At 52.3% G+C, this 26382-nt stretch carries 26 protein-coding genes; 4 read left to right on the top strand and 22 right to left on the bottom strand.

Annotated features, from left to right (window positions below):
* Positions 1 to 38: 38 nt before the first annotated feature.
* From H7F31_RS17665 to H7F31_RS17615, 11 genes are all read right to left on the bottom strand, one after another.
* On the bottom strand, positions 39 to 2294 hold the full coding sequence (locus H7F31_RS17665) for a penicillin-binding transpeptidase domain-containing protein (protein ID WP_261800032.1): 2256 nt from the start codon (positions 2292 to 2294) through the stop codon (positions 39 to 41).
* A 94-nt stretch (positions 2295 to 2388) separates the two neighbouring features.
* Complete coding sequence (ftsL, locus tag H7F31_RS17660) at positions 2389 to 2790, bottom strand: cell division protein FtsL (RefSeq protein WP_087567682.1); 402 nt, start codon at positions 2788 to 2790, stop codon at positions 2389 to 2391.
* Between the two features lie 43 nt (positions 2791 to 2833).
* The gene (rsmH, locus tag H7F31_RS17655) at positions 2834 to 3784 is read right to left on the bottom strand and encodes a 16S rRNA (cytosine(1402)-N(4))-methyltransferase RsmH (RefSeq protein ID WP_187099846.1); all 951 of its coding nucleotides are present in this window, start codon (positions 3782 to 3784) and stop codon (positions 2834 to 2836) included.
* A gap of 220 nt (positions 3785 to 4004) precedes the next feature.
* Positions 4005 to 4442, bottom strand: a complete 438-nt coding sequence (gene mraZ, locus H7F31_RS17650; RefSeq protein WP_187099845.1) for a division/cell wall cluster transcriptional repressor MraZ — start codon at positions 4440 to 4442, stop codon at positions 4005 to 4007.
* 136 nt (positions 4443 to 4578) lie between these two features.
* Positions 4579 to 5076 carry a DUF4349 domain-containing protein gene (locus H7F31_RS17645; protein WP_187099844.1) on the bottom strand — a complete coding sequence of 166 codons (498 nt, stop codon included), beginning with the start codon at positions 5074 to 5076 and terminating at the stop codon, positions 4579 to 4581.
* A 150-nt stretch (positions 5077 to 5226) separates the two neighbouring features.
* A complete protein-coding gene (locus H7F31_RS17640; RefSeq protein WP_187099843.1) occupies positions 5227 to 6405 on the bottom strand; it encodes an RNA-guided endonuclease InsQ/TnpB family protein in 1179 nt (392 codons plus the stop codon).
* A 535-nt stretch (positions 6406 to 6940) separates the two neighbouring features.
* Positions 6941 to 8206, bottom strand: a complete 1266-nt coding sequence (locus H7F31_RS17635; RefSeq protein WP_187099842.1) for an adenosylhomocysteinase — start codon at positions 8204 to 8206, stop codon at positions 6941 to 6943.
* A gap of 19 nt (positions 8207 to 8225) precedes the next feature.
* Positions 8226 to 9866, bottom strand: coding sequence for a bacillithiol biosynthesis cysteine-adding enzyme BshC (bshC, locus tag H7F31_RS17630; protein ID WP_187099841.1), 1641 nt, complete (start codon positions 9864 to 9866; stop codon positions 8226 to 8228).
* Between the two features lie 156 nt (positions 9867 to 10022).
* Positions 10023 to 10421, bottom strand: a complete 399-nt coding sequence (locus H7F31_RS17625; protein WP_187099840.1) for a DUF3397 domain-containing protein — start codon at positions 10419 to 10421, stop codon at positions 10023 to 10025.
* 27 nt (positions 10422 to 10448) lie between these two features.
* Complete coding sequence (locus H7F31_RS17620; RefSeq protein WP_187099839.1) at positions 10449 to 11435, bottom strand: 2-dehydropantoate 2-reductase; 987 nt, start codon at positions 11433 to 11435, stop codon at positions 10449 to 10451.
* A 90-nt stretch (positions 11436 to 11525) separates the two neighbouring features.
* Positions 11526 to 12188 (bottom strand): RsfA family transcriptional regulator, encoded by a 663-nt coding sequence (locus tag H7F31_RS17615; RefSeq protein WP_087567674.1) that lies wholly within the window; start codon positions 12186 to 12188, stop codon positions 11526 to 11528.
* 266 nt (positions 12189 to 12454) lie between these two features.
* On the opposite strand from H7F31_RS17615, the gene H7F31_RS17610 reads away from it, so the two are divergent.
* Complete coding sequence (locus H7F31_RS17610; protein WP_087567673.1) at positions 12455 to 12691, top strand: DUF2626 domain-containing protein; 237 nt, start codon at positions 12455 to 12457, stop codon at positions 12689 to 12691.
* 85 nt (positions 12692 to 12776) lie between these two features.
* Here the strand turns inward: H7F31_RS17610 and H7F31_RS17605 are convergent, their stop codons facing one another.
* Positions 12777 to 13940, bottom strand: coding sequence for an SAM-dependent methyltransferase (locus tag H7F31_RS17605; RefSeq protein WP_187099838.1), 1164 nt, complete (start codon positions 13938 to 13940; stop codon positions 12777 to 12779).
* 126 nt (positions 13941 to 14066) lie between these two features.
* On the opposite strand from H7F31_RS17605, the gene H7F31_RS17600 reads away from it, so the two are divergent.
* The gene (locus tag H7F31_RS17600) at positions 14067 to 15170 is read left to right on the top strand and encodes a coiled-coil domain-containing protein (protein ID WP_187099837.1); all 1104 of its coding nucleotides are present in this window, start codon (positions 14067 to 14069) and stop codon (positions 15168 to 15170) included.
* A gap of 52 nt (positions 15171 to 15222) precedes the next feature.
* Here the strand turns inward: H7F31_RS17600 and H7F31_RS17595 are convergent, their stop codons facing one another.
* Both H7F31_RS17595 and H7F31_RS17590 read right to left on the bottom strand, forming a co-directional pair.
* Positions 15223 to 16605: an extracellular solute-binding protein gene (locus tag H7F31_RS17595; protein WP_187099836.1), complete on the bottom strand. Its 1383-nt coding sequence runs from the start codon at positions 16603 to 16605 to the stop codon at positions 15223 to 15225.
* 135 nt (positions 16606 to 16740) lie between these two features.
* Positions 16741 to 18078, bottom strand: a complete 1338-nt coding sequence (locus tag H7F31_RS17590; RefSeq protein ID WP_187099835.1) for a PhoH family protein — start codon at positions 18076 to 18078, stop codon at positions 16741 to 16743.
* Positions 18079 to 18203: 125 nt separating this feature from the next.
* Here H7F31_RS17590 and H7F31_RS17585 point away from each other — a divergent pair, with 125 nt between their 5' ends.
* Positions 18204 to 18761, top strand: coding sequence for a YhcN/YlaJ family sporulation lipoprotein (locus H7F31_RS17585; protein ID WP_187099834.1), 558 nt, complete (start codon positions 18204 to 18206; stop codon positions 18759 to 18761).
* Between the two features lie 54 nt (positions 18762 to 18815).
* On the opposite strand, the gene H7F31_RS17580 is transcribed toward H7F31_RS17585, so the two are convergent.
* The 7 genes from H7F31_RS17580 to H7F31_RS17550 form a co-directional block, all read right to left on the bottom strand.
* Complete coding sequence (locus H7F31_RS17580; protein ID WP_187099833.1) at positions 18816 to 18953, bottom strand: hypothetical protein; 138 nt, start codon at positions 18951 to 18953, stop codon at positions 18816 to 18818.
* 86 nt (positions 18954 to 19039) lie between these two features.
* The gene (locus H7F31_RS17575; RefSeq protein WP_187099832.1) at positions 19040 to 20104 is read right to left on the bottom strand and encodes an LCP family protein; all 1065 of its coding nucleotides are present in this window, start codon (positions 20102 to 20104) and stop codon (positions 19040 to 19042) included.
* A gap of 16 nt (positions 20105 to 20120) precedes the next feature.
* Positions 20121 to 20393, bottom strand: coding sequence for a hypothetical protein (locus H7F31_RS17570; RefSeq protein ID WP_187099831.1), 273 nt, complete (start codon positions 20391 to 20393; stop codon positions 20121 to 20123).
* Positions 20390 to 20701 carry a YlaH-like family protein gene (locus tag H7F31_RS17565; protein WP_087567665.1) on the bottom strand — a complete coding sequence of 104 codons (312 nt, stop codon included), beginning with the start codon at positions 20699 to 20701 and terminating at the stop codon, positions 20390 to 20392. Before H7F31_RS17565 ends, H7F31_RS17570 begins: the two co-directional genes overlap by 4 nt.
* An 87-nt stretch (positions 20702 to 20788) precedes the next feature.
* On the bottom strand, positions 20789 to 22630 hold the full coding sequence (gene typA / locus H7F31_RS17560; RefSeq protein WP_108991498.1) for a translational GTPase TypA: 1842 nt from the start codon (positions 22628 to 22630) through the stop codon (positions 20789 to 20791).
* Between the two features lie 291 nt (positions 22631 to 22921).
* Positions 22922 to 23404: a hypothetical protein gene (locus H7F31_RS17555; RefSeq protein ID WP_187099830.1), complete on the bottom strand. Its 483-nt coding sequence runs from the start codon at positions 23402 to 23404 to the stop codon at positions 22922 to 22924.
* A 196-nt stretch (positions 23405 to 23600) separates the two neighbouring features.
* A complete protein-coding gene (locus H7F31_RS17550) occupies positions 23601 to 24260 on the bottom strand; it encodes a TerC family protein (protein WP_187099829.1) in 660 nt (219 codons plus the stop codon).
* Between the two features lie 142 nt (positions 24261 to 24402).
* Here H7F31_RS17550 and H7F31_RS17545 point away from each other — a divergent pair, with 142 nt between their 5' ends.
* Positions 24403 to 25125 carry a TerC family protein gene (locus H7F31_RS17545; RefSeq protein ID WP_087567661.1) on the top strand — a complete coding sequence of 241 codons (723 nt, stop codon included), beginning with the start codon at positions 24403 to 24405 and terminating at the stop codon, positions 25123 to 25125.
* A gap of 29 nt (positions 25126 to 25154) precedes the next feature.
* Here H7F31_RS17545 and thiI read toward each other — a convergent pair whose 3' ends face one another.
* On the bottom strand, positions 25155 to 26381 hold the full coding sequence (gene thiI / locus H7F31_RS17540) for a tRNA uracil 4-sulfurtransferase ThiI (RefSeq protein WP_187099828.1): 1227 nt from the start codon (positions 26379 to 26381) through the stop codon (positions 25155 to 25157).
* Position 26382 lies beyond the last annotated feature (1 nt).

Below are 26382 nucleotides of genomic sequence, written 5' to 3'. Positions count from 1 at the left end.
GTCGAATCTTACAAGCTGCCAGTCAAGCTCGCAATCGGTCAGTTCTCGCCGCCCTGTACGCCAACCGGCGGTTCGATGTCGGCGTCCGTCGAATCTTCGGAACCTCCTGATTCTCCGGCATCTGATTCGTCATCCGATTGGGATTCGCCGCCCTCTTCGCCAGTATCGGACTCTTCGCCACCGCCGCCGGACGCGCTTAGCGCTTCATCGTAGCCTTCAGCGCCCTCTGGAGGGACCAGCTTCACCTTGACCAGCCGTCCGCCGTTCTCTTCTACAACCTGCTGGCTGACGACGTAACCAGTCCCCTCCGTTACGAGGCGCGCGCCAATCAAGGAGGTCAGCTCCAGCGCATCCCGAAGCGAGACGCCCGTCAGATCCGGCACGGCCAGCTGATCCTTTTTCTCCGTCACAATATATACCTTCTGCGCGGGATAGATGAGCGAGCTTGCTGCCGGAATTTGCTTCAGCACTTTGTCGCCGCCGCCTACGACTTCAAACGATAATCCCTTGCCCTGCAGCTCGGCCTTCGCCTGCGCAACGCTTAAGTCCTGCACCTTCGGAACTGAAACTTTCGCTTCCTTATTGGCAGATTCCTCATCGCTTTCGATGTTATAGTCTGGCGCGATCCCCATCTTTTTCAGACTTTTTAATACGATCTCCCGGAAAGCAGGAGCCGCTACCGAGCCGCCCCCCGCTAGCGGATTGTTCGGCTCGTCGACCATGATATAGAGCACGATCTGGGGATTTTCCACAGGTGCGTAACCAATAAAAGAAACCATAAATTTATTATCGGAATATTTGCCGTTGATAACCTTCTGCGCGGTACCGGTCTTGCCTGCTACCCGGTAGCCTTCGATATACGCGTTTTTCCCCGTTCCCTTGTCCTGGTCGGAGACGACTTGCTCCAGATATTCGCCGACTTGCTTGGATGTTTGTTCGGAAATGACCTGACGAACGAACTTCGGATCCGTCACCGTCGTCGTATTCGTCGATGGATCTGTAATGCTCTTAACGATATGCGGTTCCATCAGCTTGCCGCCATTGGCTACAGCTGCGACAGCCGCTACTTGTTGGATAGCGGTTACTTGCACCCTGCCTTGTCCGAACGAAGCCGAAGCGATATCCCTGTTGCCCAGCAAATCTATTTTCCCCGCCAGTTCGTTTGTCAACTCAATGCCGGTTTTCTGACCGAAACCGAATCTCGTGAAATAATCGCGAAGCTTTTCACCGCCGAGCTTCTCGAAGCCCAGCTTAACGAACGCGACGTTACTGGAATATTTCAAGCCGTCCAGAAAGCTGATTTTCCCCCACCCTCTACGGTTATGTTCGCGTATCGGTCTGGGATCCCCGGGCACGACAATGCTGCCTGATTGGTAGATTTCATCCGGGTTGAACACGCCTTCCTCCACCGCGGCTGCCAGCGTAGCGATTTTGAACGTAGAACCTGGCTCATATAACGAGCCTACGGCATGGTTATAGAAGTTGGCGTAATCGTACTTCGCATATTCGTTAGGATCAAATTCCGGCATATTGGCCATGGCCAATATTTCCATTGTGTCAGGATCCGCCGCGATAGCCGTTGCGCTTTTCGGCGAATATTTCTTCACAATATCGCGCAGCGCCTCCACTACATACCCTTGTATGTCGCTATCGATCGTCAGCTTAATATTATTGCCGTCCTTCGGCGCTTGGAAATCGACTTCTCCCTTGGACAACTGGACGCGTTTGCCGTCTTTCTCATATCGGATAAAACCGTCAGCGCCCTGTAACTGATCGTCGAAGTAAGCTTCGACACCCGTTTTGTTCTCTCCATCAAGACTTACATAACCTACGAGCTGCGAGGCCAGGAAATTCCTAGGATAGAAACGTTTATGCGTCTCTACCATATAGATGCCCGTATCCAGCTTCTTGCCGTCTTCTCTCAGTTTTTCCTTCAGCTCGTCGCGGAACGCCGCTAAGCCATCCGCCACCGGCTTGTCGATCATCCAACCGCCCTTGCGCAACTCCCGCGATCGATAAAAGGTACCGTCTTCCTTCTGGGCCGTCACCTGCTTCGTCAGCTCGTCTTTACCGATCCCGAGGGTTTCATGCAGTCCGTTAATGACCTCCTCCGCTATGTCCGCATCATTAATGATCTGCGGGTCTACCGATACGTTATAAGCAATCGTGTCCATTGCCAGAACGTTGCCGTCCCTGTCCGTAATCTCTCCCCTCTTCGCCTTCATCGTGTCGGCTGCCGACCATCTTTTTTTCGCTTCTTCATACCACATCGCGCCGTCTACGACCTGCACCATATAGATTCGACCTATAAGGACAAAGAAAAGGAGGGTCATTATCCCTCCAAAAAACAATGTCCGCAGTTTAATTCGTTTCCCCATTGCGATCACCCTATTCTTGCATGACTGTCGTCAATTGCTCGCCGCCCGTCTTCACCGTAATGCCAGCATCCTCGCTGCTGACCATGCCTTGCGTCTCCGCCAGCTGCCTGATCCGCTCTGGATCGTTGAGCGTCTCCACTTGCCTCTTCAGTTCCTCGATCTCCACATTCAAACCTTGGTATTCTGAGTTAAGCTTCGTGATTTGAATATTCATATCGTAGATTTGCGCATATCGGAAAATAATGACTCCTGCAACCACTACGCAAATCAGTACAGTAAACAAATAAAGCAGCTTCTCCTGAACCGGCAACGATTTCCGCTTGACAACAAGTTTTTTGGTTTCCCGGATGAGTGGCTCCTGCTGCGGTTTCTTCTTCGGTTGAAGTGCCAAATTTCCATTCACATACGCCACAATGTAATCCTCCTTATAAATAAAATGTTCCTATTTCGCCACTCTATAATTTTTCCGCTATTCGCAATTTGGCCGAACGGGCTCTCGGGTTATCCTCCAGCTCTTTCTCGCTCGGCAGGATAGGCTTCCGGTTAATCAGCTTGAGCGTCCCTTTGTTCCCGCATACGCAGAGCGGGAAGTCCGGAGGACACGTGCATTTCTCCACATATTTGGCGAAAATCGACTTGCAAATACGATCCTCAAGCGAGTGAAATGTAATCACGGAAGCTCTGCCGCCAGGCGCCAGGCAGCGAACCGCGCTCTCCAGCGCTTCTTCTTCCGCTCCCAATTCGTCGTTGACGGCAATGCGAAGCGCCTGGAAAGAACGTTTCGCGGGATGCGGACCCGTTCTTCTTGTCGCCGCGGGTATCGAAACCTTGATCAGCTCCGCCAGCTCTCCCGTGGTGGCTATCGCCGCGGTCGTCCTTGCCTTCACGATGTTGCGGGCTATATTGCGGGCGAACTTCTCCTCGCCGTAGCGATCAAGGATGCGGGATATTTCCCGCTCCTCCCACTCGTTGACGATCTCATGCGCCGTAAGCGACTCTTCGCGATCCATCCGCATGTCCAGCGGCGCGTCGTGGTTATAGCTGAAACCTCTTTCCGCCTCGTCCAATTGGGGGCTGGATACCCCAAGATCGAACAGAATGCCGTCTACCTGAGGCACGCCGTTCTCGATGCGCACGTCGCAGCCTCTTAATTCCTGCTCCAGATAGCGGAAATTGCTTCTGACCAGCGTTACTTTATCCATATAGGGAGCCAGCCGTTCTCGCGCGTTGCTTAGCGCCCAGTCATCCTGGTCGAACGCAATCAACCTTCCGCCTTCACTTAGTCTGGATGCGATCAGTTCGCTGTGCCCGGCTCCGCCGAGCGTACAATCTACGTAGACGCCGCCAGGCTTGATGGCCAATCCGTCAACTGCTTCCTCCAATAATACTGTCGTATGCTGAAACACGCCGTCTTTCCTCCCGTTCTCGATGTCCGATATGCTCTAGAAGAGGTTGTTCAAAAAGTCCGCTTTTGATCACGAAGTATGCCATGAAGCCGACTCGACGTCGAATATTGAATTCAGACGAAACTTCCGGTGCTCACGTAGCTTCCACTACGCTCCGCTCCTCACTTTCTGCCTTCTTCCAATCTTCTCGGTGCTGAAAACCGATCTTTTTGAACTCACATTAGAAGTTAAAATCGAAATCAACCAGTTTCTCCGCAATTTCGTTGAAGGTTTGCTCCGATTGCTCGTAGTAGCCTTCCCATGTCTGCTTGCTCCAAATTTCCACCCGGCTTGAAACGCCGAGCACCATACAATCTTTATCCAGCTTGGCATAATCTCGCAGATGGCCGGGTATGTTTACCCTGCCCTGTTTGTCCAGCTCGCATTCTGTAGCTCCCGAGAAAAAAAACCTCGTGAACGCCCGCGCGTCGGACTTCATCAGCGGCAACGTCTTGAGCTTTTGCTCCAGTACGCTCCACTCGCTCATGGGGTACACAAACAAACAGTTATCAAGGCCTCGCGTGGCGATAAAGGTCGTACCGAGCGATTCGCGGAATTTCGAAGGAATGATAATACGTCCCTTCTCGTCAATGCTATGTTGATATTCACCCATAAACATAATTCCGCTCCACTCCTTCCCCCTAACGCTCCACTTTGCCCCACTTTTCCCCACCTGAATACAGTAGTTCGCCACCTAAAATAAAAATCCTGCTTGGTCAGCAGGATTTTCTTTAAATATTTTAGGTTGTTAAAGATTAACTTTCCGGTGGCGCATTCTTTTCTTGCGGCATCCCCGAGCGCGAATTTATTCTTTTTCGTCTATGCTTCGCGAACCAGAATACCGGAATTCCAATTACGGCAAGGATGGCCAGAACGGGCAGCGCCCCCGCAAGTATGACCATAAATCCCTGAATTCCGGCCCAGACCGCCTTGGAGCTGCCGGTTAAAGCTCCTGACAGTCTGGCACCGAAAGATTGGGAATCCGATTCCAAGCCGGTGGCCATCTTCTGATCGACCTGGTAAATTCTTAACTCGACGGTAGAATAGGCAACATTCGCGTCAAGATACCTGATTCGGCCCAATAGCTGCTCGATTTGCTCCTGTACCTCCGCCAACTGGAAATTTTGTCCACGAACGACAGGAAGCCCCCCCACAGGCAATCGTAAAGAGAGAATCGATCTCCCCGTCGTATCTGGAATCAGTGAACCTCCCCCACTTACTGCAAACAGGTTGATGTGGGGGCTTCTTACCATCAACAACCTCGATACAACTCTGTAGAAGCGGGTTTGCCACTCTTACTCCATACATTCTAGCTATGTGTATGGGTGTCATCGAAAGCAGTCTAAGTAAGCAACATGTGCCCTCGGCACATGGGGCGGAACAGCCCATCTACTACTTCTTGCTTACGCAATCCGTAGATACTTGACTTGTGAATCCACATCGGAATGGACCATCTTGTCATATAGAGCTTTACTGAGAATATTCCTCGCTCCATGAATATCCCGATGCTCCGTATACCCGCAGGCACATCGGTAATTTCTCGAAGAAACTTTGTTTCTCTTCGTGCAGACTGGACAAGTCTGACTCGTATAGGATTCGTCTATACTTTGAAGCTGGATTCCTTGCCGCTCCAGCTTGTAGGCCAAGTACTGTTTCACTTTACCGAAGGACCAGTTCGACAATCGCTGTGCTTGTTTACGGTTGACACGGTTTTTCTTGCGCGTATTTCGCTGGACGCCTTCTACATTTCCCATATGGACATCGGATACCGACTGCTGGACACACCAATCTACAAATAGCTTCGTGGTCTTGTGCAAGGCATCTCTCAGTTGTTTTTCGGATTTGCTAAGGATATATCGTTTGGCTTTCTGGTATTTTCTCCACTGCCGTGAGCCCTTTTTGCATTTAGACTGCAGCCGCTGAATGTCCGCCAGCTTTTTGTTGCGTAAACGATGAATAGAGCGCACCTTTCGTCCTGTGATCATCAAGCTTTCCCCATCCTCGCAGAAAGCGGCTAGGGTGTGAATTTCACCCGGATCAACCCCGGCCGCCTGTTTCTTCTCGTAAGGTTTACTCTCGACCCCGTCTTCATAGGAAACAGCCAGGTACAACTCATTGTCATAACAAAGCTCAATTTCTTTGATCTGGCCATCAGGAAGCCCGGTCGTATGGATCACAATAGGCTCCTCTCTCTTGCCGTGGTGATTTCCCATGGAAAGGGAGAGGGTCCCGTTTCGGGCTACCTTGAATCCATCTTTCGCCCATTTTGTGTTGTAATGTTTCTTGTTCTTATACGGATACCGTGCCGTCTTCACTCCTTGCTGTACCGCTTGATAAGCGGAATCCCGGGCAAACAGGTATTTATGGCAAACCGATTGAATCGACTGACTATGCAAGTGAAATCTGCCCTTGGTTTGCTTCTGGATTTCTGATCGTGTGATCCATTTCCCATGTATCGTGTAATGGTCCTTGGATAATTGCAAACATTCGTTCCACACTCGCGCCGATTCCCGGTTGCAGGCAAATAGTCGGTCCATATTCCGATTGGATGCCTGAAAATGTACGATTTGAGCTCGTATCATTGCACCACCTCCATCGAACAATCCGTTTACTCACAACTCAATTTTACCATACATATGTTCGTATACAAAGAAGTTTGTGCGAACAAAATTCGTATAAGACAGGCCATTCATCTCACCGCCTACGCGTTCACTATCGCGAGTAAGGTAGCTTAGAGGCGGGAGACTTATTGCCCTAAAATGTTAAATAGCAGAATATAGGCTCCGTTTGGATCTACCCGCACAGTGGTTGCAAAACTTTTACTTCTGTGTGCCAAAGACGCTACTATCGCCTATAAGCCCTGATCAGAGTCACTTTACGGTCCATCGGCGTAATAAACGCCTTCAGCTGCTCGTTTGCCTACTTTTGGGTCCAAGACGCTTTTTTCGCCAACGGCTGCTAATTAGAGTTACTTTTATGCTTCATTTGGCGATCCTACAAGCCATATAAAAATCTTTCCTTGGTACGTCAAAAAAAAACCTTCCGCGCAAAACTCAACGCGAAAGGTTTTATGATTCTTGGCGTTATTCTGTAACCGACTTCCCCAGGCTGGCAGTTTTATTCGCCTTCCGCCCAACTGTCCAGATAGGCGATTTGCTCGGCGCTCAGCTTGTCGATGCCGAAGCCTAAAGACTCCAGCTTGTAGCGCGCTACTTGCTCGTCAAGCTCATAAGGCACGTTGACCACTTTGCTGCCGATCGACTTGTATTGATCGTTTACGTATTTGAGCGACATCGCCTGAAGGGCGAAAGTCATATCCATGATTTCCGCCGGATGGCCGTCGCCGGCCGCCAAGTTAACAAGACGGCCCTCTGCAAGCAGATAGAACTTGCGGCCATCGTTCAACTTGTACTCCTCGATGTTGCGGCGTACCGTACGCTTGCTGACGGACATCGCTTCCAGCTCTATCTTGTTTACTTCTACGTCGAAGTGCCCGGCGTTGGACAAAATCGCGCCGTCCTTCATCACTTCGAAGTGCTCGCCGCGAATGACGTCGCGGTTGCCGGTTACAGTGACGAACATGTCGCCAAGCTTGGCCGCTTCAAGCATCGGCATGACAGCAAAGCCGTCCATATAGGCTTCTACCGCCTTAATCGCGTCGATCTCGGTGACGATGACATTGGCGCCAAGTCCTTTGGCGCGCATGGCAACGCCTTTGCCGCACCAGCCATAACCGACAACGACAACCGTCTTGCCGGCTACGACAAGATTGGTTGTCCGGTTAATGCCGTCGAACACGGATTGTCCCGTGCCATAGCGATTATCGAACAAATATTTGCAATACGCGTCGTTAACGGCGATCATCGGGAATTGGAGTTCACCTTCTTTCTCCAATGCACGGAGACGGATGATGCCTGTTGTCGTTTCTTCCGCTCCGCCGCGAAGATTAACGGCATGTTGTTTGCTCTCCGTATGCAGCAGCGTTACGAGATCGCCGCCGTCGTCGATGATGAGATCCGGATTGTTTTCCAGCGCCTTCATATTCAATGCTTTGAATTCCGCCGATGTCGGGTTGTATTTCGCAAATACGGTAATGCCGTCCTCCACAAGCGCCGCGCACACATCATCCTGCGTGGAAAGCGGATTGCTGCCTGTAATCGTCACTTCCGCGCCGCCTGCTTGAACCACTTTGGCCAGGTAAGCCGTCTTTGCCTCGAGGTGGAGCGAGATGGATACTTTCAGCCCTTGAAACGGCTTCTCCTTCTCAAACTGTTCGCGAATCCGGTTCAGCACGGGCATATGCGAGCTTGCCCAATCAATCTTTAGATGTCCTTCCGGCGCCAACGCCAGATCTGCGATAATGCTATTGTCTTTTGCGCTCATTCTGATTGCCTCCTGTTATTTACAAGTATACGATTTCGTGACCGCCGGTTCGGCTGTAAGGCGTCTCCAGCAATTTCTTCAGCCAGTCGTCGCCGTAGCGATTCCAATACACCGCCATATTGACGACGCGTTCCTGCGGCTTGCCCAAAGGCAGCAGCGAGATTCGGATGCGATCCAGTTGTCGGGTCGAAGCTTCGAATTGTTTGTTATACGCCTCGATCGTCTTGGATTCCATATAGCTGATCTGCTCCATGATCTTCGCCATATTCGTCTCGCCCAGCTTGATCAGAACAGCCTGAACGGAGCCGGCAAGCTCCAGCAACGGCGTGTACATCGTCTCGAAGGCAGCTCTTGCCTCGCCGAAACGGGCTTCGATATGCAAGTTGTCCTGCCCCTTCAGCCATGCCGCTCTCTTCTCCTCGAACGACTCCATGACGTCATGGAAGGAAAGCTCATATTTGGCCATGTTCTTGACGACACCGCCTTCGACAAGCGTATAGGACATCCGAGGCACAATAATCGGCATCTCCATGCCAAGCGTCCGGAATGCCTCACCCGTCATTGCCCAGTAGGCGATTTCGCCGGGTCCCAGCACGACGCCCAGCACCGGCAGCAGATAATCCTGCATGATCGGTCGGGTCATGACGTTGTTGCTGAATTGCTGAGGCTGTTCCCCAGCAAGCCGCAGAAGCTCATCCTTCGACCAGAAGACAGTTCCTCTCCGGTCTCGGAAGCCGCCCTCCCGCTTGTACAGCAACGTGCGCTCATCATCCTTGTCCCCCTGAAACAGGAACAGATTGGCGGCATCTTCCGCCACTTCGGCCTGCAGCGGGAAGCCAAAGCTTTGCACCTTCTCGGCGGCCGACGAATAAGCGGAGCTGAGCTCATCGTTCTCTTCCAGCATTCTGCGGAACATTGGCGCCTCCAGCGCGCGAAGCGCAGCATCGTCGGCATCCAGCAGGACGAGACCTACTTCGCCGAACATAATCGCCATGATGGACGCAAACATATCCGATAATGTCCCGCTGGATTTCGTCAATTGACGAAGCCTCTCCATAATGGAAGCTTTGAATTCCGAGGATGGCAGACTCTGCTCCAACTCGCCGACAAGCTTCTCCCATTGCTCTTCGGCAATTCGAGTCCGGCTCACCGAGGTTCTGCTGCCCTCCGGCTTGGAAGCCGTCAGCTTGCGCAGCTCTTGATCGGCGGTTACGACATAGGCATGATTAGCCTCATCCCAGTCGTGATCCTCGCCGGCGATCCAAAAGACAGGCACGACATGGACGCCAAGCTGTTCGCTTGCCGACTTCGCCGCCCCGATGACGGATACGGCCTTGTGAATGACGAGCAGAGGACCCGTCCACAGTCCGGCCTGCTGACCGCCGACAACCACCGGAGCTCCTTCCGCCAGAGCCGCTATATTGCGCATGGAAGCTTGCGTCGCCCCATGTCGTTCATTATATTCCCGCAGCACGGAAGCGACCTCCGCCGATGTTGCTCGTGTATTCGTACTGCCTTGCAGCCAAGCGAATCGCTTCTCCCAATCTTGAAGAGATCCGGCGTGATAGCCATACAAACCTTCCACTACCTCGCGATTTCCTTCTATGTATGCTTGCGTCAGCGCCTGCGCGACAGGAAGCTGATAACGTTCTTGACTCATCCCAGTCTTGCACCTCCATGTCATCCTGCCAGCTCTTATGCACTGAGAAAAATATAGTGAGACCATTCCCAATTGTACAGGAACATCCGCACGGACGTCAAAAAGAAAAAACGTCTCCGCGCTGGCGGAGACGTTACGATACTGCCAAGATCGCGACTACGCTACAGAAAAGATCACTTTTCCTAGCAGCACGATCGTGAAGATGATGTAGAGAAAACTCATGGCGAAAAAGCCAAGCCGCCATATGGCGCGGAATATCCGCTTTACATCCACGCTGCCGCGCTTGCGGAACTGCGCGTTGCCGAGCAATCCGCCCGCGAGAATCATAATCAGCAAAATGCCGTAAAAACCAAAAGTGCTGTCGAAAAGCAGCTTAAACTGTCCGGCCACGCATAGAATAATAAAGATTGTAGACACATCCATCGCCATGCGAAGCGCCTTCTTCCGGTCTCTTACATATGCGCCATAACCGAACAGCACGACAGCAAAAGGCACGATAGGAAATACAGCCAGCGCAGTCGTCGCCTTCCACAGACTATCTATAATTGCAAACATGTTGCTTACTATCCCCCCGCTTCCGATCTATCTCTTGCCGAGAGCCTCTACCAGCCGCAGCATCGACTCGTTAAGCGGCGCAGACAATCCCCTTGCGGCTGCCATCCGCGCGATCTCTCCGTTAATGGAATCAATCTCCGTTCCCTTGCCGGCCCTAACGTCGGCTAACATGGAGGACACGTTGCAGCTTGTCCGTTCGCACACGCCGAGCACGGACTCCCAGCTGTCCGGCCATTCCTTCATGCCCGCAGCAAGCAAAACGGGTTTGGTCTCGTCGTGAAGCGCCTTCATGAGCGAACGGCGCGCCGGATGGGCGGGCAATTCGCCGTTTCGCATATCGTACAGCGCCGTCAAGGGATTGATAACGGCATTGATGAGCAATTTTTGGAAAACTCGATTATGGATGTCATTCGACAACGAAGCGTCAAATCCTGCCCGATTAAGGAAATTGAGCAACATTTTTTGACGAAAATCATCTTCTGATCGCTCTGCCCTTCGCTCCCCTTGACTCCGTTCTGGCGTTCTTGCAAGAAATAAAGAGCCTTGGCCGGTATGTCGTACCGAGCGCATGTCTTCGCGCTTTGCGCCTGAGCTTGTCACCGCATTATAGATGGAGAAGTCTCCTGCCGATGCGGCCGTCAACTTCCCGAGATGTCCTGTGCCATTTTGTATGCAAAGGAGAGGCGGACGATCCGGCGTCCGTCTGATCAGCTCCGCGATGAGTTCGGCAGTTTCCTTCGACAAGTCCGTCTGCTTAAGCGCAAGCAGATACCAGTCAGCCCGTTCCAGCCGACCAGCCTCCATTTTCGCCAATCGTTCCCTGGACAGCCATTCTCCACCCGCGACAATCGTATGTTCCCCGCCTTCCGCATCCCAAAGCCGAATGCCTTCTGCCGCAATAACGAAAGCTTGCTCCTCCGTTCGGGTCCAGATCGTCACTTCCGCGCCGACCGCTGCCAGCTTCGATGCAAATAGCAGCCCGATGGAGCCCCCTCCAATAATTCCGATCCGCAAGCTGGTTCCTCCCGTATTTGCTCATATTCTGCCATTATACAATAGAGAAACCCGCCGTTCCAAGAACGGCGGGCTTTCATGGCGCATAACTTATTCGATTCGTTCCAAATTTCCGTTCGCATCCATCTTGAACCTCGGCTTCGCTTCCTCTTCACCCGAGAGAACGGTAAGTCTGCGAGCTCGATCCATAATCTGGATCAGCGTCTTGTAGTCATCGTTGACCGTCCGGTAATCGGTTTGGGCATTGTTGACTTCGTGGTTCAATCTCTCATTCTCGCTGCGGAGCCGGAACAACTCCTCTTCCTTGTCTTTCATTTCCTTTTCGAACAGCTTGATTTGACGGGACAAATCCTGATAAGTCGACTTCCATGTACGCAAGAATCGGATCACCGCATCGACGGACAATCCTTCGTCCAACGAGTTTGTATCCCCTTTGAAGATACGCTCCTCCGTCTCGAATACCGAGATCGAAGAAACCTGAGAGGTGGCAGCCGAAGCTGCCGTTACGGTTTGTTTTTTCAAATAGTTGCGTTTCTGGCGTTGCTGCTTCGCAATCTGAATGGCATCCTCGTAACGCTTACGGACACAACTATTCCAACGGAAGCCGCAAGCAGCCGACGTACGTCCAATCCTCTCCCCTACTTCTTCGAACGCGGCAAGCTGGGTACTACCTTCTCTAATATGGCGCAGCGTCACTTCGGCGAGAATAAGATCGTCGTCCGGACTCCACGCATCTTGTCTTACTGCTGTCATGCCATCGAAACCTCCTAACGTAAAGGCGCTTACTTTATCTCTATGCCCTTGGTAGAGTTCATAGAATCTATTGGATACTAAATTGTATAACCAAATTTTGAACTCCTCATACATGAATTCGGAGAAGGTTGAGCAAACTGTCGGAAGCGGATATCATCTCGTCACAAAAAATTGCGAATTAGTCACGCTTTCAGGTTTACACTCCAGATGACAGGCGTTATAATGAAGTTTAGAAAAAATGGGCCAAGGCGGAAGGGGGATGTAACATGGCACGCATGTATCGGGTACTTGGTTTCTGGTGCTTAGTAATCGGGCTCATGGCTTTTGCAGGCCATATGACCGAATTTGCGCTTCTGTTCTTCGCGCAAGCTGTAGCGTTCGTATTTCTAGGCTACTTGAATTTCTCCGAACGCACTTACATAACGATGTTCTGGGGATATATGGCGATCTCATTTATTGGATTCACTTATTGGTCCGTCTTCAAGATGAGTTTGCCGTTCTAGTCAATCCTGAAGCACAAAGAGCTGTCCGAATGCAGAATACGTTCTGCGTACGGACAGCTCTTTTTAGTTGCATTGTACGGAAACTCTAACGTTTCTCCAGCAACAACACCTTAAATGATTCGCTCATATTATCTCCAAGCAGCAACTGACGAATGGCACGGTTGCGCCGTGACTCGTACGAGAACGGATTGGCACCGTCATGCTCGACAAGCAGCTGGAGCATCCCTTGCTCCAGCAGGAACTCCTTCTGAGTGCCATAATAAAGGGTAATAAAGCCCGCTTCCTCGGCACAGCTTCTAACAGCCGTAAAATTAACATGCGCCGTCAAATCCCGTCCGCCCGGCCTATGAAAAGGCTCATCGGAAGCAAGATGATTGCTGTAGGTCATAAAGGTACCCTCGCTTCGATACGGAGCCGACAACTCCTCGCCGCAATCTCCGTAATCGATGATCAGCACCCTTCCGTGCCCCATCGCGCTCGCCAATCGTCTGATCCAATCCCCTGCCGCCAGGCAAACTTCCCTTATTTCTCCTTCCTCCAAGGTGAGCTCGCCCCGGTCCATTTCCATCCGAATGCGTTTGTCTGTAAGAGGCAGCCGGACATAACGGAACCCGTTCTCCGCATCTCCCGCCACTCCGAGCTCCACTATTACTCCATCCTTGCGAGTTACCCGGTGGACGGGAAATGCGTCCAGCAGTTCATTTGCTATCAACAACAATGGTCCGGCAAGCAAACGTTCAGCCTGCTCCCAAACCTCGTCCGAGATTCTTACCACGGGGAGCGGTCCCCCATGCAGCATCTTGTACGTCTCGGCAATCTCATTCTGATGGCCCTTATGGTCCTCGATGAGGAGCTGCCTGAAGGGAATCCCCGATCCGTCTTCGCCTTCCGACAAGACGGCTGCCAGCTGAGCGGACAGCCTGCCTGTGCCCGCTCCCCATTCTGCAAGCAGCAGTGACGCAAGATCATCTCTTGCAATCTCCGAGCGCCATTGGAGAGCGGCTCCGGCGATCGCTCTGGCCATAAGATCTCCAACTCCGGATACGGTATAAAAGTCGCCTGTCTTCCCTACCCTGGCGTCACCGACACGATAATAGCCGGAGTCGGGATCGTACAAGCAAGCCTCCATATAGTCCGCGAACGTGATGCAGGCTGCCTCGCCGCCAGCCGACAGCTCCGCTCCGCGCAAGCCGGACTCGGATATTCGTTTCTCGATTGCCGCGGAAGCCGGTCCTTTTATGATCGCCATGGGTTATTCATCCTTTTCTTAAACTAAGATATTTTATCGCCAATAAGAATTTCAGATTCCTGCAATCTTATGTGGTAATAGAAATGGCTGTCGCATACAATAGAGGGGTAAGAAGGGAGGATGACGTTGGCCGCTATCTATTATCGACGAAGGATCATCGGTATGCTCGCAGCGATTCTCGTCGGCATTACGTTCGCCCTTCAGCTTCCTGTAATGGCCGAGAAGCAAGAGAATCCGCCTGAGGACGGCATTCGCGATCTGCTGGAGCAAAGTCTGTCCGTCGTAGAGATCGACAAAGAAATCCTTCGCATTCAAGAAAAGCGCAAGGAGCTGCTCTCCACGATGACCGAAGCCGAGGCGGCGCTGCATGAGCAAGAGCTTCGTATCGCGGACAAGCGCGAACAAGCCGGCGATGTGATTCATGCTTATTACACCGGAGAACGGGATTCCATGTTTACAGCCCTGCTGACGATGAAGTCCTGGACTTCATTTTTCCAGGTACTCGATTATATAGATATCATCGTCTCGCATGACCAATCCAGGATGAACGACTATATCGGCGAATACCGTAGCATGCAGGATGACTATCGGAAGCTGGAAGGCAGGCAGACCGAGCTTGCCGAGGTGGAGCGCAGGCTAAATGAACAGCGCGAGCGCGTACAGGCTCTGGAAAAGGACCTCGAAGGACAATTAAAGGGACGATCCGACAGCGAGCGAATCAGACTTCTCATGAAGGAACTGACCAGCTTCTGGGAGACGGCAGGACTTGCCGAGGTTCGCGAATATTTTAAGGCGCTGTCTTCGGCCATGGGCAAGCTCCCGGGATGGGTGCAAGACAATAAGGATATGCTGGAGATCAAAGGCTTCAATTACACGATCCGCGTGACAGAGGAGCAGCTGAACGAATTTCTTCGGGAGCAGGATGAACGCTTTAACCAGTTTTCCTTTACGTTCGAAGAGAACGAGATAACGGCGCACGGCAAGCGCGATGGAATGGAAATTAGCGTATCCGGTCGTTACAGCATTCAAGACAAGCCGAAGAACGGCATTATTTTCCACGTGGATGAACTATTGTTTAACGGCTTCGCCTTGCCTGACACGACGCGTCAATCGTTGGAGGAAGAATTCGACTTGGGCTTCTACCCCGGACTCGTATTGTCCTTCCTGAAGGCGAAGGAAGTGGAATTAAAAGATGGCGAGCTGATTATCAAGCTCAGCGTGTCACTCTAAAACGGGAACCAATATCGCAAAAAGAATATGCTCTATTTGGAAGAAGCTGCTCTTATTCATGATGATTGCTCGTAACAGCCGCTAGAAATTCCGCAATACGAAGTTCGCCGTCGCCGGAATGGAGACGCCACTCCGTTTCCCACTGCTGCCAGCGCAGCGGCCACAAGGGATCGGCCAAGGCATTCTCTCCTTCCGGCTGCTTGGCGTTAAGCGCTTCGTACCACCATACCGGTGGCATTGGCCCGTTGCGGAATGCGAGCTGGTCTTGCTCGCCGTATAACGAAGCTCGAACAGGCAGCTTCCCGGCGTCTCCAAAGGCGGCATCAGAATTGGCGGCCCCCGTCATCTCCTCGATCCAAATAATGGCGTCATCATCGTGTTTGCTGCCCGCGGAGATCGCGAAGCTGCTGCCATTAAGCCACGGATACGACAAACCTTCCGAATCAAGGACCAACTTCTCCTGCACCCCCTTATTCAGCTTCGAATAAGCCCCCCATGTCATAACGGCGCTAAGCAAGCGATTTTCTATCAGCAGCTCGCCAAGCTTAAAGGGCTGGGACAGTGGAATGCCGGAGACATATTCCGCATGGCTGTTCAGCCACTCCAGATGAGGCGCGCCTCCCGTCTCTTCCGCTTTTTTTAAGGCAATGAACTTTCCTTCTCCTTGATGAAACTTGGCTTCCCAGATCAGCAATTGATGCAAATCGCCAGGACTCAGGTTTGTAAAGTATGCAGGCTCTCCCGCATTCGTATCCGTCATCTTCTTTAACGTTTCATCCAGTCTCGCGACATCCGGGATTGGAGATTGCTGATCGAGTTCGGCCAACATATCTTTGTTCCAGAAGAGAAGATACGGTTCAATGTCGGCCGGGACGCCCCACAGATAACCATTCCAGCGCAGCGGCTCCAATAAGCCCGCGAGCTGATCCGTCAGCATGTCTCCCGTCATAAGCGCGTCGACGGACTTCAAGTATCCCTGTACGGCCAATGGAAGCACCAAGGCATTATTTAACAACATCACATCCGGCGCATCGCCCCGCTTGCCTGCAGTCAGCCAGTCTTCGAAGCTCAGACTTCCGGGAGCTTCGTTGCGAAGATGGACCTCGATGTGCGGGTATTGCGCCATAAATCTGTCGTTTAACTTTGTCAAGCGTGCGAAGCTCGCAGCATCAAGGGAAACGGTTACATAAAGTTCCGAAGGCTGCGTATCCACCCTCTCCGCTCCGACGTAAACAACGGGAGACTGGCTGTCGCCCTGACTTTCCCTCGCCCAGTTCCAGTCCAGTACGCGGGTAAAATGCAGGAGCAGCAAGGCAGCCAATAGAAGCGCGCCGATCAGCAGCGGGACAATTCTGCGCAAGGTCAACGTATTCGTCCTTTCCGGCTTCCGTTCATAGTTGCGTATAGGATACCAGCTTTTCTTCCTTTTGTCCAAGCCCATATCCTAAGAATGGGCCGACCATCCCCCGCAGCAGCAAAAAACCAAGCGGTTGCCGAGATTTGCCGCTTCTCGTGCACCGTGCTTGGTTTCCTGGCGGATATGGCTGTCAGCTAAACCAACAGATACGTTTTACAGCAAATCAGCCGCATGCTGGGCAAGCTTGGAGCGTTCGCCCTTCTCCAAAGTCATATGGCCGCTGATGCCCTCGTATTTAAACTTCTCTACGATATGCGTCAGTCCGTTGCTAAGCGAGTCGAGATAAGGATGATCGATTTGGCCGGGATCGCCCATCAGAACGATTTTGCTTCCTTCGCCGACCCGCGAGACGATTGTTTTTACTTCATGTTTCGTCAAGTTTTGAGCTTCGTCAATAATTATAAACTGTCCCGGAATGGAGCGTCCTCGAATGTAGGTCAGCGCTTCGACCTGTATGCTGCCCATTCCCATCAGAATTTTATCGATATCCCCTGCCTTCTTCGTATCAAACAGGTACTCCAGATTGTCATAGATGGGCTGCATCCACGGACGCAGCTTCTCTTCCTTCTCCCCGGGCAAATAGCCGATATCCTTGCCCATCGGAACAACGGGCCTGGCAATGAGCAGCTTCTTATACTTGTGTTCGTCCTCAACCTTCAGCAGTCCTGCCGCGAGGGCGAGCAGCGTCTTCCCCGTACCTGCCTTGCCGGACAAAGTAACAAGCGGAATATCGTCGTTAAGCAGCAATTCCAGCGCCATGCGCTGCTGGGCGTTGCGGGCGGTAATGCCCCATACGGGTTCGTTGCTGAGATAGAGAGGTTCCAGCCTTAAGCCGTCCGGACTGACCTTGAGCAACGCCGACTTGGACGTCCCCATCTCGTCCCGCAAAATGACGAATTCATTGGGATTGAGCTTGGCCTTAAGCTGGAGTTGATTGATGCTCAGAAAGCGATACGTATAAAATTCGTCTATAACCGATGGATGAACGAACAACGTCAGATAGCCGGTATACAGGTCGGAGTCGATGACGTTATGGTCGGAGAGATAGTCCTGCGCTTGCAGTCCGAGCACATCCGCCTTGATTCGTACCAGCACATCCTTGCTGACGAGCACGACGCTCAGCTTTTCTTCCTCGAGAACGTCCTCTTGCTCCATCTTGTAGTTCAGCGCAACAGCCAGAATCCGGTTGTCGTTCGACATCTCTCCGAACATCTCCTGAACGCGCAAGAAGCTTCTATGATTAAGCTCTACCTTAAGCAAGCCGCCGCCCGGTAGCGTGATTCCTTCGTGAAGATGTCCTTCCTCGCGCATTTGATCCAGCAATCGCGATACGGAGCGGGCATTGCGGCCAAGCTCGTCGGCCAGCCTTTTCTTGGAATCCAGTTCTTCCAGTACGATCGCGGGGATGATGACCTCGTTATCATGGAATGCAAAGAGCGACTGAGGATCATGCAGCAACACATTGGTATCGAGCACGAATATTTTTTTCATGGTACCCCTCCCGGCATCGGTTATACATTTGCATACATAGCCTCAATTGGCAGCGGACAAACTACTGGACATACGATGCTCGCGCGTTCGCGCATGCGAGTACACACATGAATGAGGTGGCAGACATGTACAAATGGATAATAATCATGATCGCTGCGGCGGTTGTCGTATCAGGCTGCGGCACCAGCGTGCGGAATGAACCATCACCCTCTCCATATCATAATGGGTCCGTCAGAACCCAGCAGAACGAGCCTGGCAAAAAGCTGATCGAGGACCCGGCAGCCGTAGAAGTTCGTCTGGAGGAGCTGGCTGCGGGCGTAGAGGGCGTAGAAAGCGCACATTGCGTTATTGTCGGCAATACGGCCATCGTCGGCATCAACGTCGACGGCAATCTGGAGCGATCCCGAGTCGGCGTCATCAAATATTCCGTTGCGGAAGCATTGCGCAACGATCCTTACGGCGTGGATGCCTTCGTCACGGCCGATCTTGATATTTCGAACCGGCTGGCGGAGATCGGTCAAGATATCCGCCTTGGTCGTCCCATTGCAGGATTCGCGGAGGAGCTGGCCGATATTATGGGACGCATTATACCGCAGGTTCCGAGAGACATTATGCCTGCCGATAATGATCCGAAAGCGCGGCAGCAGTCCGGACGGCCGAATACGATGAACGGCGACAAATAAGGAGCGCGGACGACATTTGCTTTCCTGTAATTGCAAAAAGCCTAGTGAGGTTCACTAGGCTTTTTTACATAGGCCGGGCATAGCTCGGCCTTCCTTGTCCATTACGTTGTCTGCAAACATGCTCTCAGCCAATTGATGCAAGCGCCAGGTGCCATTAAGCAGCGGGTTGCCATTTCTTCTCTCTTCGGTCATCCGCACAACCTCCTTGGCTTGGAATGTGGGGGAATAAGCTGCAGCTTAGCTCCATTATAAGTTATCATATTAAGGTTAGTCTACGCTCATTCTCCCATTTTCTCCTTAAGGGCGGTACGGACGTTCGCAAGGCTTGTTTCGTCGGCATATACATATGGACTGCGCCAGACGCCGTCAAGGGCGAGAAACGTAATGTCATCGCTTCGGACAGAATAATACGTCTCCAGCATCCGCGTAATTTCCCTGCTTGGCATATCGATCCGAATGTTATTGCCGACCGCCTCGATGACGGAACCAATCTTAGCTGCGCCTCCAAGGGAAGTCAGCTTGTCGACGATCGCGCCAATTACCTCGCTTTGTCTTCGGTTACGGTCGAAGTCGCTCGACATATTGCGGCCGTCATTCGACTTCCGGTATCGTACGAAGTCAAGCGCCTTGTCGCCGTCAAGGGTCTGAATGCCGGGCTGCAGATCAATTTTCGTGCCGTCGGCGTTATCCGTATATTTCATTCGCATGTCGACGTTGACCTTCACGCCTCCCACGGCGTCTACAACATCGCTGAAGCCTTGGAAATTAATGATTCCCGCATATTTGATGTCAATTCCGAACAGCTTGCCCAGTACGTCGCTCACCGCCTTTTTGCCGGCTAGCTGCGCTTTTTCCGTGTCGGCCCCCTTGCTCTTTGCATCGCTATAGAAAGCCGCATAGATGCTGTTGGCCTTACGTCCTTTGTAGCCTTCAACGGCAATATATGTATCTCGCGGAATGGAGACGACGGTTGCCTTTTTTGTCTCGGGATCAAATGCCGCCACCATCATGACGTCCGTATTTAATCCGCCGCCATGGCTTCTCGAATCGAGCCCCATCAGAACCATAGCTACGGGCTTCTTCTTTACCGACTCTGCGACGGGCACCTTTACACCTTCATCGTTATTGCTTACGCTGCTTATATTGTCGATCGCATCCGTCGTCTTGAGAACGACGTAACCAAGCGCAGCTGCGACAAGAATGAGCAGGCCTGCGAAGACGCCCAGAAAAATGGACAATCCCCTTTTACGTTTTTTGACCTTCTTAGGTTTTTTGCCCTTGGCGGGGGTTGGCTTCGTCTGTCCGCGCGATTCCGAGCGTGGGGGCAAGGATGTTTGGCTCATGGAGTCCACCTTCTCGTTAGTTATATTTGGGATTCGATACGATGTCGTGCAGCAGCGCTTCGCCTAGCTCGCGAGGATAGTGCTGGCTGTATGGCTTGCCTTCCTTCTCGTAGATTACCTCAATCCGTTCACTGTCCATCGACGAGACTGCAACCTGATCCAGTCCATGGTCCTCGCGCAAAATGTCTTCGAAGAACGCAAGCGTGCGAAGCGCCGCATCGTCATCCGGACGGCCTTCGGCAACCAGCTTGATCTGCAGCCAATAAAACAAAGCGTCCTCCAATCTCATCGTCCCGACTCCGGCTTGCCCGTCCCGTCTTGCGGCCCTTTGCCCTTCTTCCACTTATCGTACAACTGCCTGCCTCTCAGCATGAGCATCATAATGACGGCGACAGCCATACATTGGATGATGGGCAGCTTATCCACCTGAAGAATCATAAGAATAAAAGATCCGAATGCCATCAGCAGATAAACAAGAATCTCCTTAAGAATAGGAAGCCTCGCTTGCGGACGGAAGACTGAATTAAATATGTAGATCGTAAACGCCAAAATAATCAGGTATGAAACCAACTTATGATCGCTTAACCATTCCTGCATGGATATTCCCTCCTACAACGTTAAGGGGAGTCCGCCTTGGCGGCGGACTCCCCGTAATAGGCCTTCCCTCGCGGGCGCGCTGGTTGATTACACGCCAGCTTGCGACATCTTCCGGTGTTTTTCCGCACGCTCGCGCTCGCTCTTCACCAGAATTTTTTTGCGCAGACGAATCGACTTCGGCGTAATCTCGCAATATTCGTCATCGTTCAGATACTCGAGAGCCTGCTCCAGGGAGAAGATGACCGGCGTCTTCAGCTTAACGGTGTCGTCCTTGCCCGCGGAACGAACGTTGGACAACTGCTTCTCCTTGCAAATGTTGACGATGATGTCGTTGTCGCGGTTATGCTCGCCGACGATCATTCCTTCATAGATTTCTGCGCCCGGCTCCAAGAAGAGCAAGCCGCGATCCTCTACGCCCATCATGCCGTAGAAGGTAGATGTGCCGTTTTCGCTGGCAACCAGAACGCCTTGGTGACGGCCGCCGACACTGGATCCGGCAAGCGGACCGTAGCTGTCGAATGCGTGGTTCATAATGCCATAGCCGCGAGTCAGCGTCAGGAACGAGGTCCGGTAGCCGATGAGACCGCGAGCCGGGATAATGAACTCCAGACGTACTTGTCCGCTGCCATTGTTGATCATGTTAACCATCTCTGCTTTGCGAGTGCCCAGAGACTCCATAACGGAACCCATGCTTTCTTCGGGCACGTCGATCAACAGACGCTCGTACGGCTCTTGTTTAAGGCCATCGATTTCTTTCACGATTACTTCGGGCTTCGATACCTGAAGCTCAAAGCCCTCGCGGCGCATATTCTCGATCAGGATGCCGAGATGCAGCTCGCCGCGTCCGGATACGACGAAGGCATCCGGGCTATCTGTCTCGTCGACGCGAAGCGCCACGTCCGTCTCCAGCTCCTTAAAGAGACGCTCGCGCAGCTTGCGGGACGTCACCCACTTGCCTTCGCGGCCAGCGAACGGACTGTTATTGACCAGAAATGTCATCTGCAAAGTCGGTTCGTCGATCTTGAGCACCGGCAGCGCTTCTGGACGCTGCGGATCTGCGATCGTCTCGCCGATGTTGATTTCGCGAATGCCGGCAATGGCGACAATATCGCCTGCTCCGGCTTCGGGAATTTCAATGCGCTTAAGACCTTGGAAGCCGAACAGCTTCTCGATGCGAGCCTGCTTCGTCTTGCCGTCATGGTCGATAACCGCAACCGACTGGCCTTGATTGATTGTGCCGCGGTTAACGCGGCCGATCGCAATGCGGCCCAGGTATTCGTTATAGTCAAGCAGCGTAACCAGGAATTGAAGCGGGTCTACCGTGCTTTCCGTCGGGGACGGGATATGGCTGACGATCGTCTCGTACAGCGCCTGCATGTTGTCGTCCTGTTTCTCGGGATCCAGACTGGATTTGCCCATCAGCGCGGATGCGTACACAACCGGGAACTCCAGTTGTTCGTCGTTGGCGCCAAGCTCGATAAACAAGTCCAGCACCTCGTCGATGACTTCTGTCGGTCTCGCGTTAGGACGGTCGATCTTGTTCACGACTACGATTGGCGTAAGCTGATGCTCAAGCGCCTTGCGCAGTACGAACTTCGTCTGCGGCATACAACCTTCGAAAGCGTCAACGACTAGCAATACGCCGTCAACCATCTTCATAATCCGTTCTACTTCGCCGCCGAAGTCGGCGTGCCCAGGCGTGTCTACGATGTTGATCAGGAAGTTCTTGTAATTGATGGCCGTGTTCTTGGCCAAAATCGTAATGCCGCGCTCGCGCTCCAAATCGCCCGAGTCCATCGCACGCTCCTGAACGGATTCGTGCTCCCTAAATGTGCCCGATTGTTGAAGCAGCTTGTCAACCAGCGTTGTTTTGCCATGGTCTACGTGCGCGATGATGGCGATGTTGCGTATGTTCTCTCTTGCTTGCATAAGAAATAACCACTCCACTTTTTAAATTTCTTCTTAGAGGTAGTTCAAAAAGTACGCTTTTGATCACGAAGTATGCCATATAGCATTCTCGACATCGAATATTGAATTCAGGCGAAACTAAGCGAATGCTTACGAAGTATGTTTCCTCCGGAAACATTGCAGGTGCTCACGTAGCTGCCACTACGCTCCGCTCCTCAGTTTCTACCTTCATCCAATCTTCTCGGTGCTGAAAATCGAACTTTTTGAACATATTCTTGTATTCAGATCTTGCGGTCTTGCGGTCAGGCAGACTTACCAACGTTTGCGGGTGCCGAACATCATCCAAGCCCCTGCTGCGATGAGCGCGGCCGCAACAAGGTAGATGCCCCAGCTCCATAGCAGGATCAAGAGAAGGAATACGATAGACGCGATACCGATACCGAGCGATGCGGTGAATACGACGCGCGGCACATTGCTGCCGAACATGTAATATTCGTAGAGCCCTGCAGCAACCCCGAATACGAACAGCGGCCACAGGTATTTGAGGCTCTCCCATCCTGCAATGTTGCAGACGATAAACAGCAGCGAATACACAACGAGCATACCGCCGGGTACAAGCGCGACAGCCGGAACGATTCTGCCGAAATAGAGCACATGCAAAAGCACGCCCGGGATCAAGACGAGCAAAGGCCAGAAGATCGCGCCCAGAAAACTAAAGACGCCTACTTTGCCCAACAGAATAACGACCCCGGCTAACAGCAAAATAATTCCAGCGGAATATTTGTTAGATGGCATAACTCTTCCGCTCCTTACAACATCGATCGTATAGACAAGACGAAAGACGGCGAATTTTATCTATATTAGTTTATAGGAACTGCGGCAAAAAAACCAGTACGAAGAGTTGCCAGAGCAAAAAAAAATCGACCGCGCCTTCCAAAAGGCGCAGCCGAAGCGTATTTTCGCATTTTTACAGGTCGTTCAAAAATAGCAATTAAACGGATTTTTTCTTCGAAACGGCTATGGCAACGACTAAAGGCACGCATAATAGCGGAATCAGCTCGGACAGCATCTTGGAGTTATGAAACAGCACGGCGTTCATGCCGGGATCCTTCATCAGCATCTCGCCTGCCGCGAATGCCAGCAGAGCAGCCCCAATGTACCCAAGCGCCGGCACCTTCTGAAGAAGCTTGCCCAGCATCTGGCTTCCCCATACGATCATCGGAATGCTGAGCGCAATGCCGAGTAGCACCAGCACGAGGTCGCCGTCCGCAACTGCGGCGATGGCCAATACGTTGTCAAGACTCATGATGAAGTCGGCCGTCACGATGGTCCAGATGGCATGTCCGAGCGTGGTCGCCCTCTTGACGCTCCCATTGCCGTGCCCGGCGCCGGCATCTTGCAGCAGCTTGATTGCGATGTATAACAGCAGGAATGCGCCGACGGCTTGAAGGAACGGAATTTGCAAAAGCTGCAGCGCGACGACCGTAAGCAGACATCGAAGCGCGACGGCGGCGAATGCCCCCCACCAGATGGCCCTTTTCCTCTGCGCTGAAGGGAGGTGCTGGCTGGCCATTGCGATAACGATGGCATTGTCTCCGCTGAGCAATACATTAATTAAGACGATTTGTAGAAAAATAAGTGTGCTGTCCACACGCGAACACTCCCCTCTCATAACAGGGGTATGTCCAAGCTTTGGAGAATATGTCCAAAAAAAATGATTGACCATCTTCACGAATGGACATATTTGATGTAGACTTCATAATGCAAAGCTTATCGAAAGGAGGAACTAAAATATGGATTTTTTCTCGGTCGAGTTTTTCACCGCTCTGATGACCATCGTTTTCATCGACCTCATTCTGGCCGGGGATAACGCCATTGTCATAGGACTTGCGGCTGCGAAGCTGCCCAAGCACCAACAGAAACAAGCCGTTATCTGGGGAACCGTCGGCGCAGTCGGCATTCGCGTCATTGCAACGGTGCTGGTCGTGTACTTGCTGGACGTGCCATGGCTCAATTTGGCCGGCGGCCTGCTCCTCGTATGGATCGCATACAAACTGCTTGTACAAGAGGAAAGCCACGATAACATCAAAGCGGGCAACACGCTTTGGCAATCGATCCGGACGATTATTATCGCCGACGCGGCGATGGGCATTGATAACGTCATCGCCGTAGCGGGCGCTGCCAAAGGCACATCGCATGGCGATCACGAGCTGATTCTCGTTATTCTGGGACTGCTGATCAGTATCCCTGTCGTCGTATGGGGCAGCACGCTGTTCATCAAACTGATCAACAAATTCAGTTGGATCGTCTATATCGGATCCGCCGTGCTTGCATACACGGCTGCCAAGATGATCACGCACGAGAAGAAGTTTAACGGCTTCCTGGAAGACGACAAAGTCATTTACTGGTCCTTCATCATCGTAGTCGTCATTCTGACCGTTCTCGCGGGTTACTTAACGAACAAACGCAATATGGCCAAAACAGCCAAGAAACAAGAAAGCAGCGGAGCCCACTAGGGTTCGCTGCTTTTCTTTTTGTAATACGATCAGAACCATGCATCCTCTTGCGACGGGTTGTCGCTTTTCGCTGCAGGGGCGTTAGGATACAGCTTGATCACTTCCGTATCCCGTACGGCCGTCTCGATCATTTCGCTCAGACCGCCGAGTCCCGCCTCTATCCTCTCGACTACACGCAGATTGGGATTCGTGCTCGGCGACTTGGGCAAAAACAACGTGCAGCAGTCCTCATAAGGCAAAATCGACGTTTCATAAGTGCCGATCCGGTAGGCAATATTAATAATCTCCTGCTTGTCCATCATAATCAGCGGTTTGATCAAGGGCAGCTGCGTCGACCTCCCGATGACGTTCATGCTGGCAAGCGTCTGACTCGCAACCTGGCCGAGGCTCTCGCCGGTGACGATGCCGCCCGCTCCGCTGCTCTCCGCGATGCGCTCCGTTATTCGCAGCATCGCCCTTCGCATAAGCGTAATGATAAGATGTTCCTGACCGGATTGAGCAAGGGTGGTCTGGATCTCCGTAAACGGAACCAAATGAAGTTTCATCGATACCCCGCTGAAGTAGGTCAATCTTCTGGCAAGCTCCACGACTTTATCCTTCGCTTGTTCGCTTGTGTAAGGGTAACTGTGGAAGTGGACTGCTTCCACCTCAAGTCCTTTGCGCATGGCCATCCAGCCCGCTACGGGACTGTCTATACCGCCGGAGAGAAGAAGCAAAGCCTTCCCGTTGGAGCCGAACGGAAACCCTCCTACAGCTGGAATAACCTCGCAGAACACATAAGTCGATTCCTCCTGGATATCGACCTTAAGCTCGACCTCCGGATTTCTGACGTCTACGCTCAGCTCCGGGAATGCTCTCAGAATATGTGCGCCGACGAGATGGTTCATCTCGTGCGAGCTGTGCGGGAAACCCTTCCATGCTCTTTTGACGCTTACCTTAAACGTCTTCGGCGGCTTGCCGAGCGCATTCATTACGGTCATGGCCGCGGATCGAATCTCCTCCAGCCCGCTCTCCGTACTGCGTACGGGACTAAGAGAAACAAGGCCGAATAATTCCTTCAGCCGTCCGGCCACAGGCTCCCAGGGATGTCCGTTCAGCTTGACGTACAGCCTTCCGTACGTTTTCCAATAGGTGACCCCTTCGTAACCCGACAGCGCATTTTTGACCTGCTGCAGCATTTTTTTTTCAAACTGGTTTCGGTTTCTTCCCTTCATGGTCAAGTCCCCGTACCTTAAAACGATCTGGTCGAATATCAAC

This window comes from Paenibacillus sp. PAMC21692, assembly GCF_014303795.1.
Taxonomy (GTDB): Bacteria; Bacillota; Bacilli; order Paenibacillales; family Paenibacillaceae; genus Pristimantibacillus; species Pristimantibacillus agaridevorans.
The sequence above is the reverse complement of the archived record's forward strand: the minus strand, read 5'-3'. Positions and strand labels throughout refer to the sequence as shown.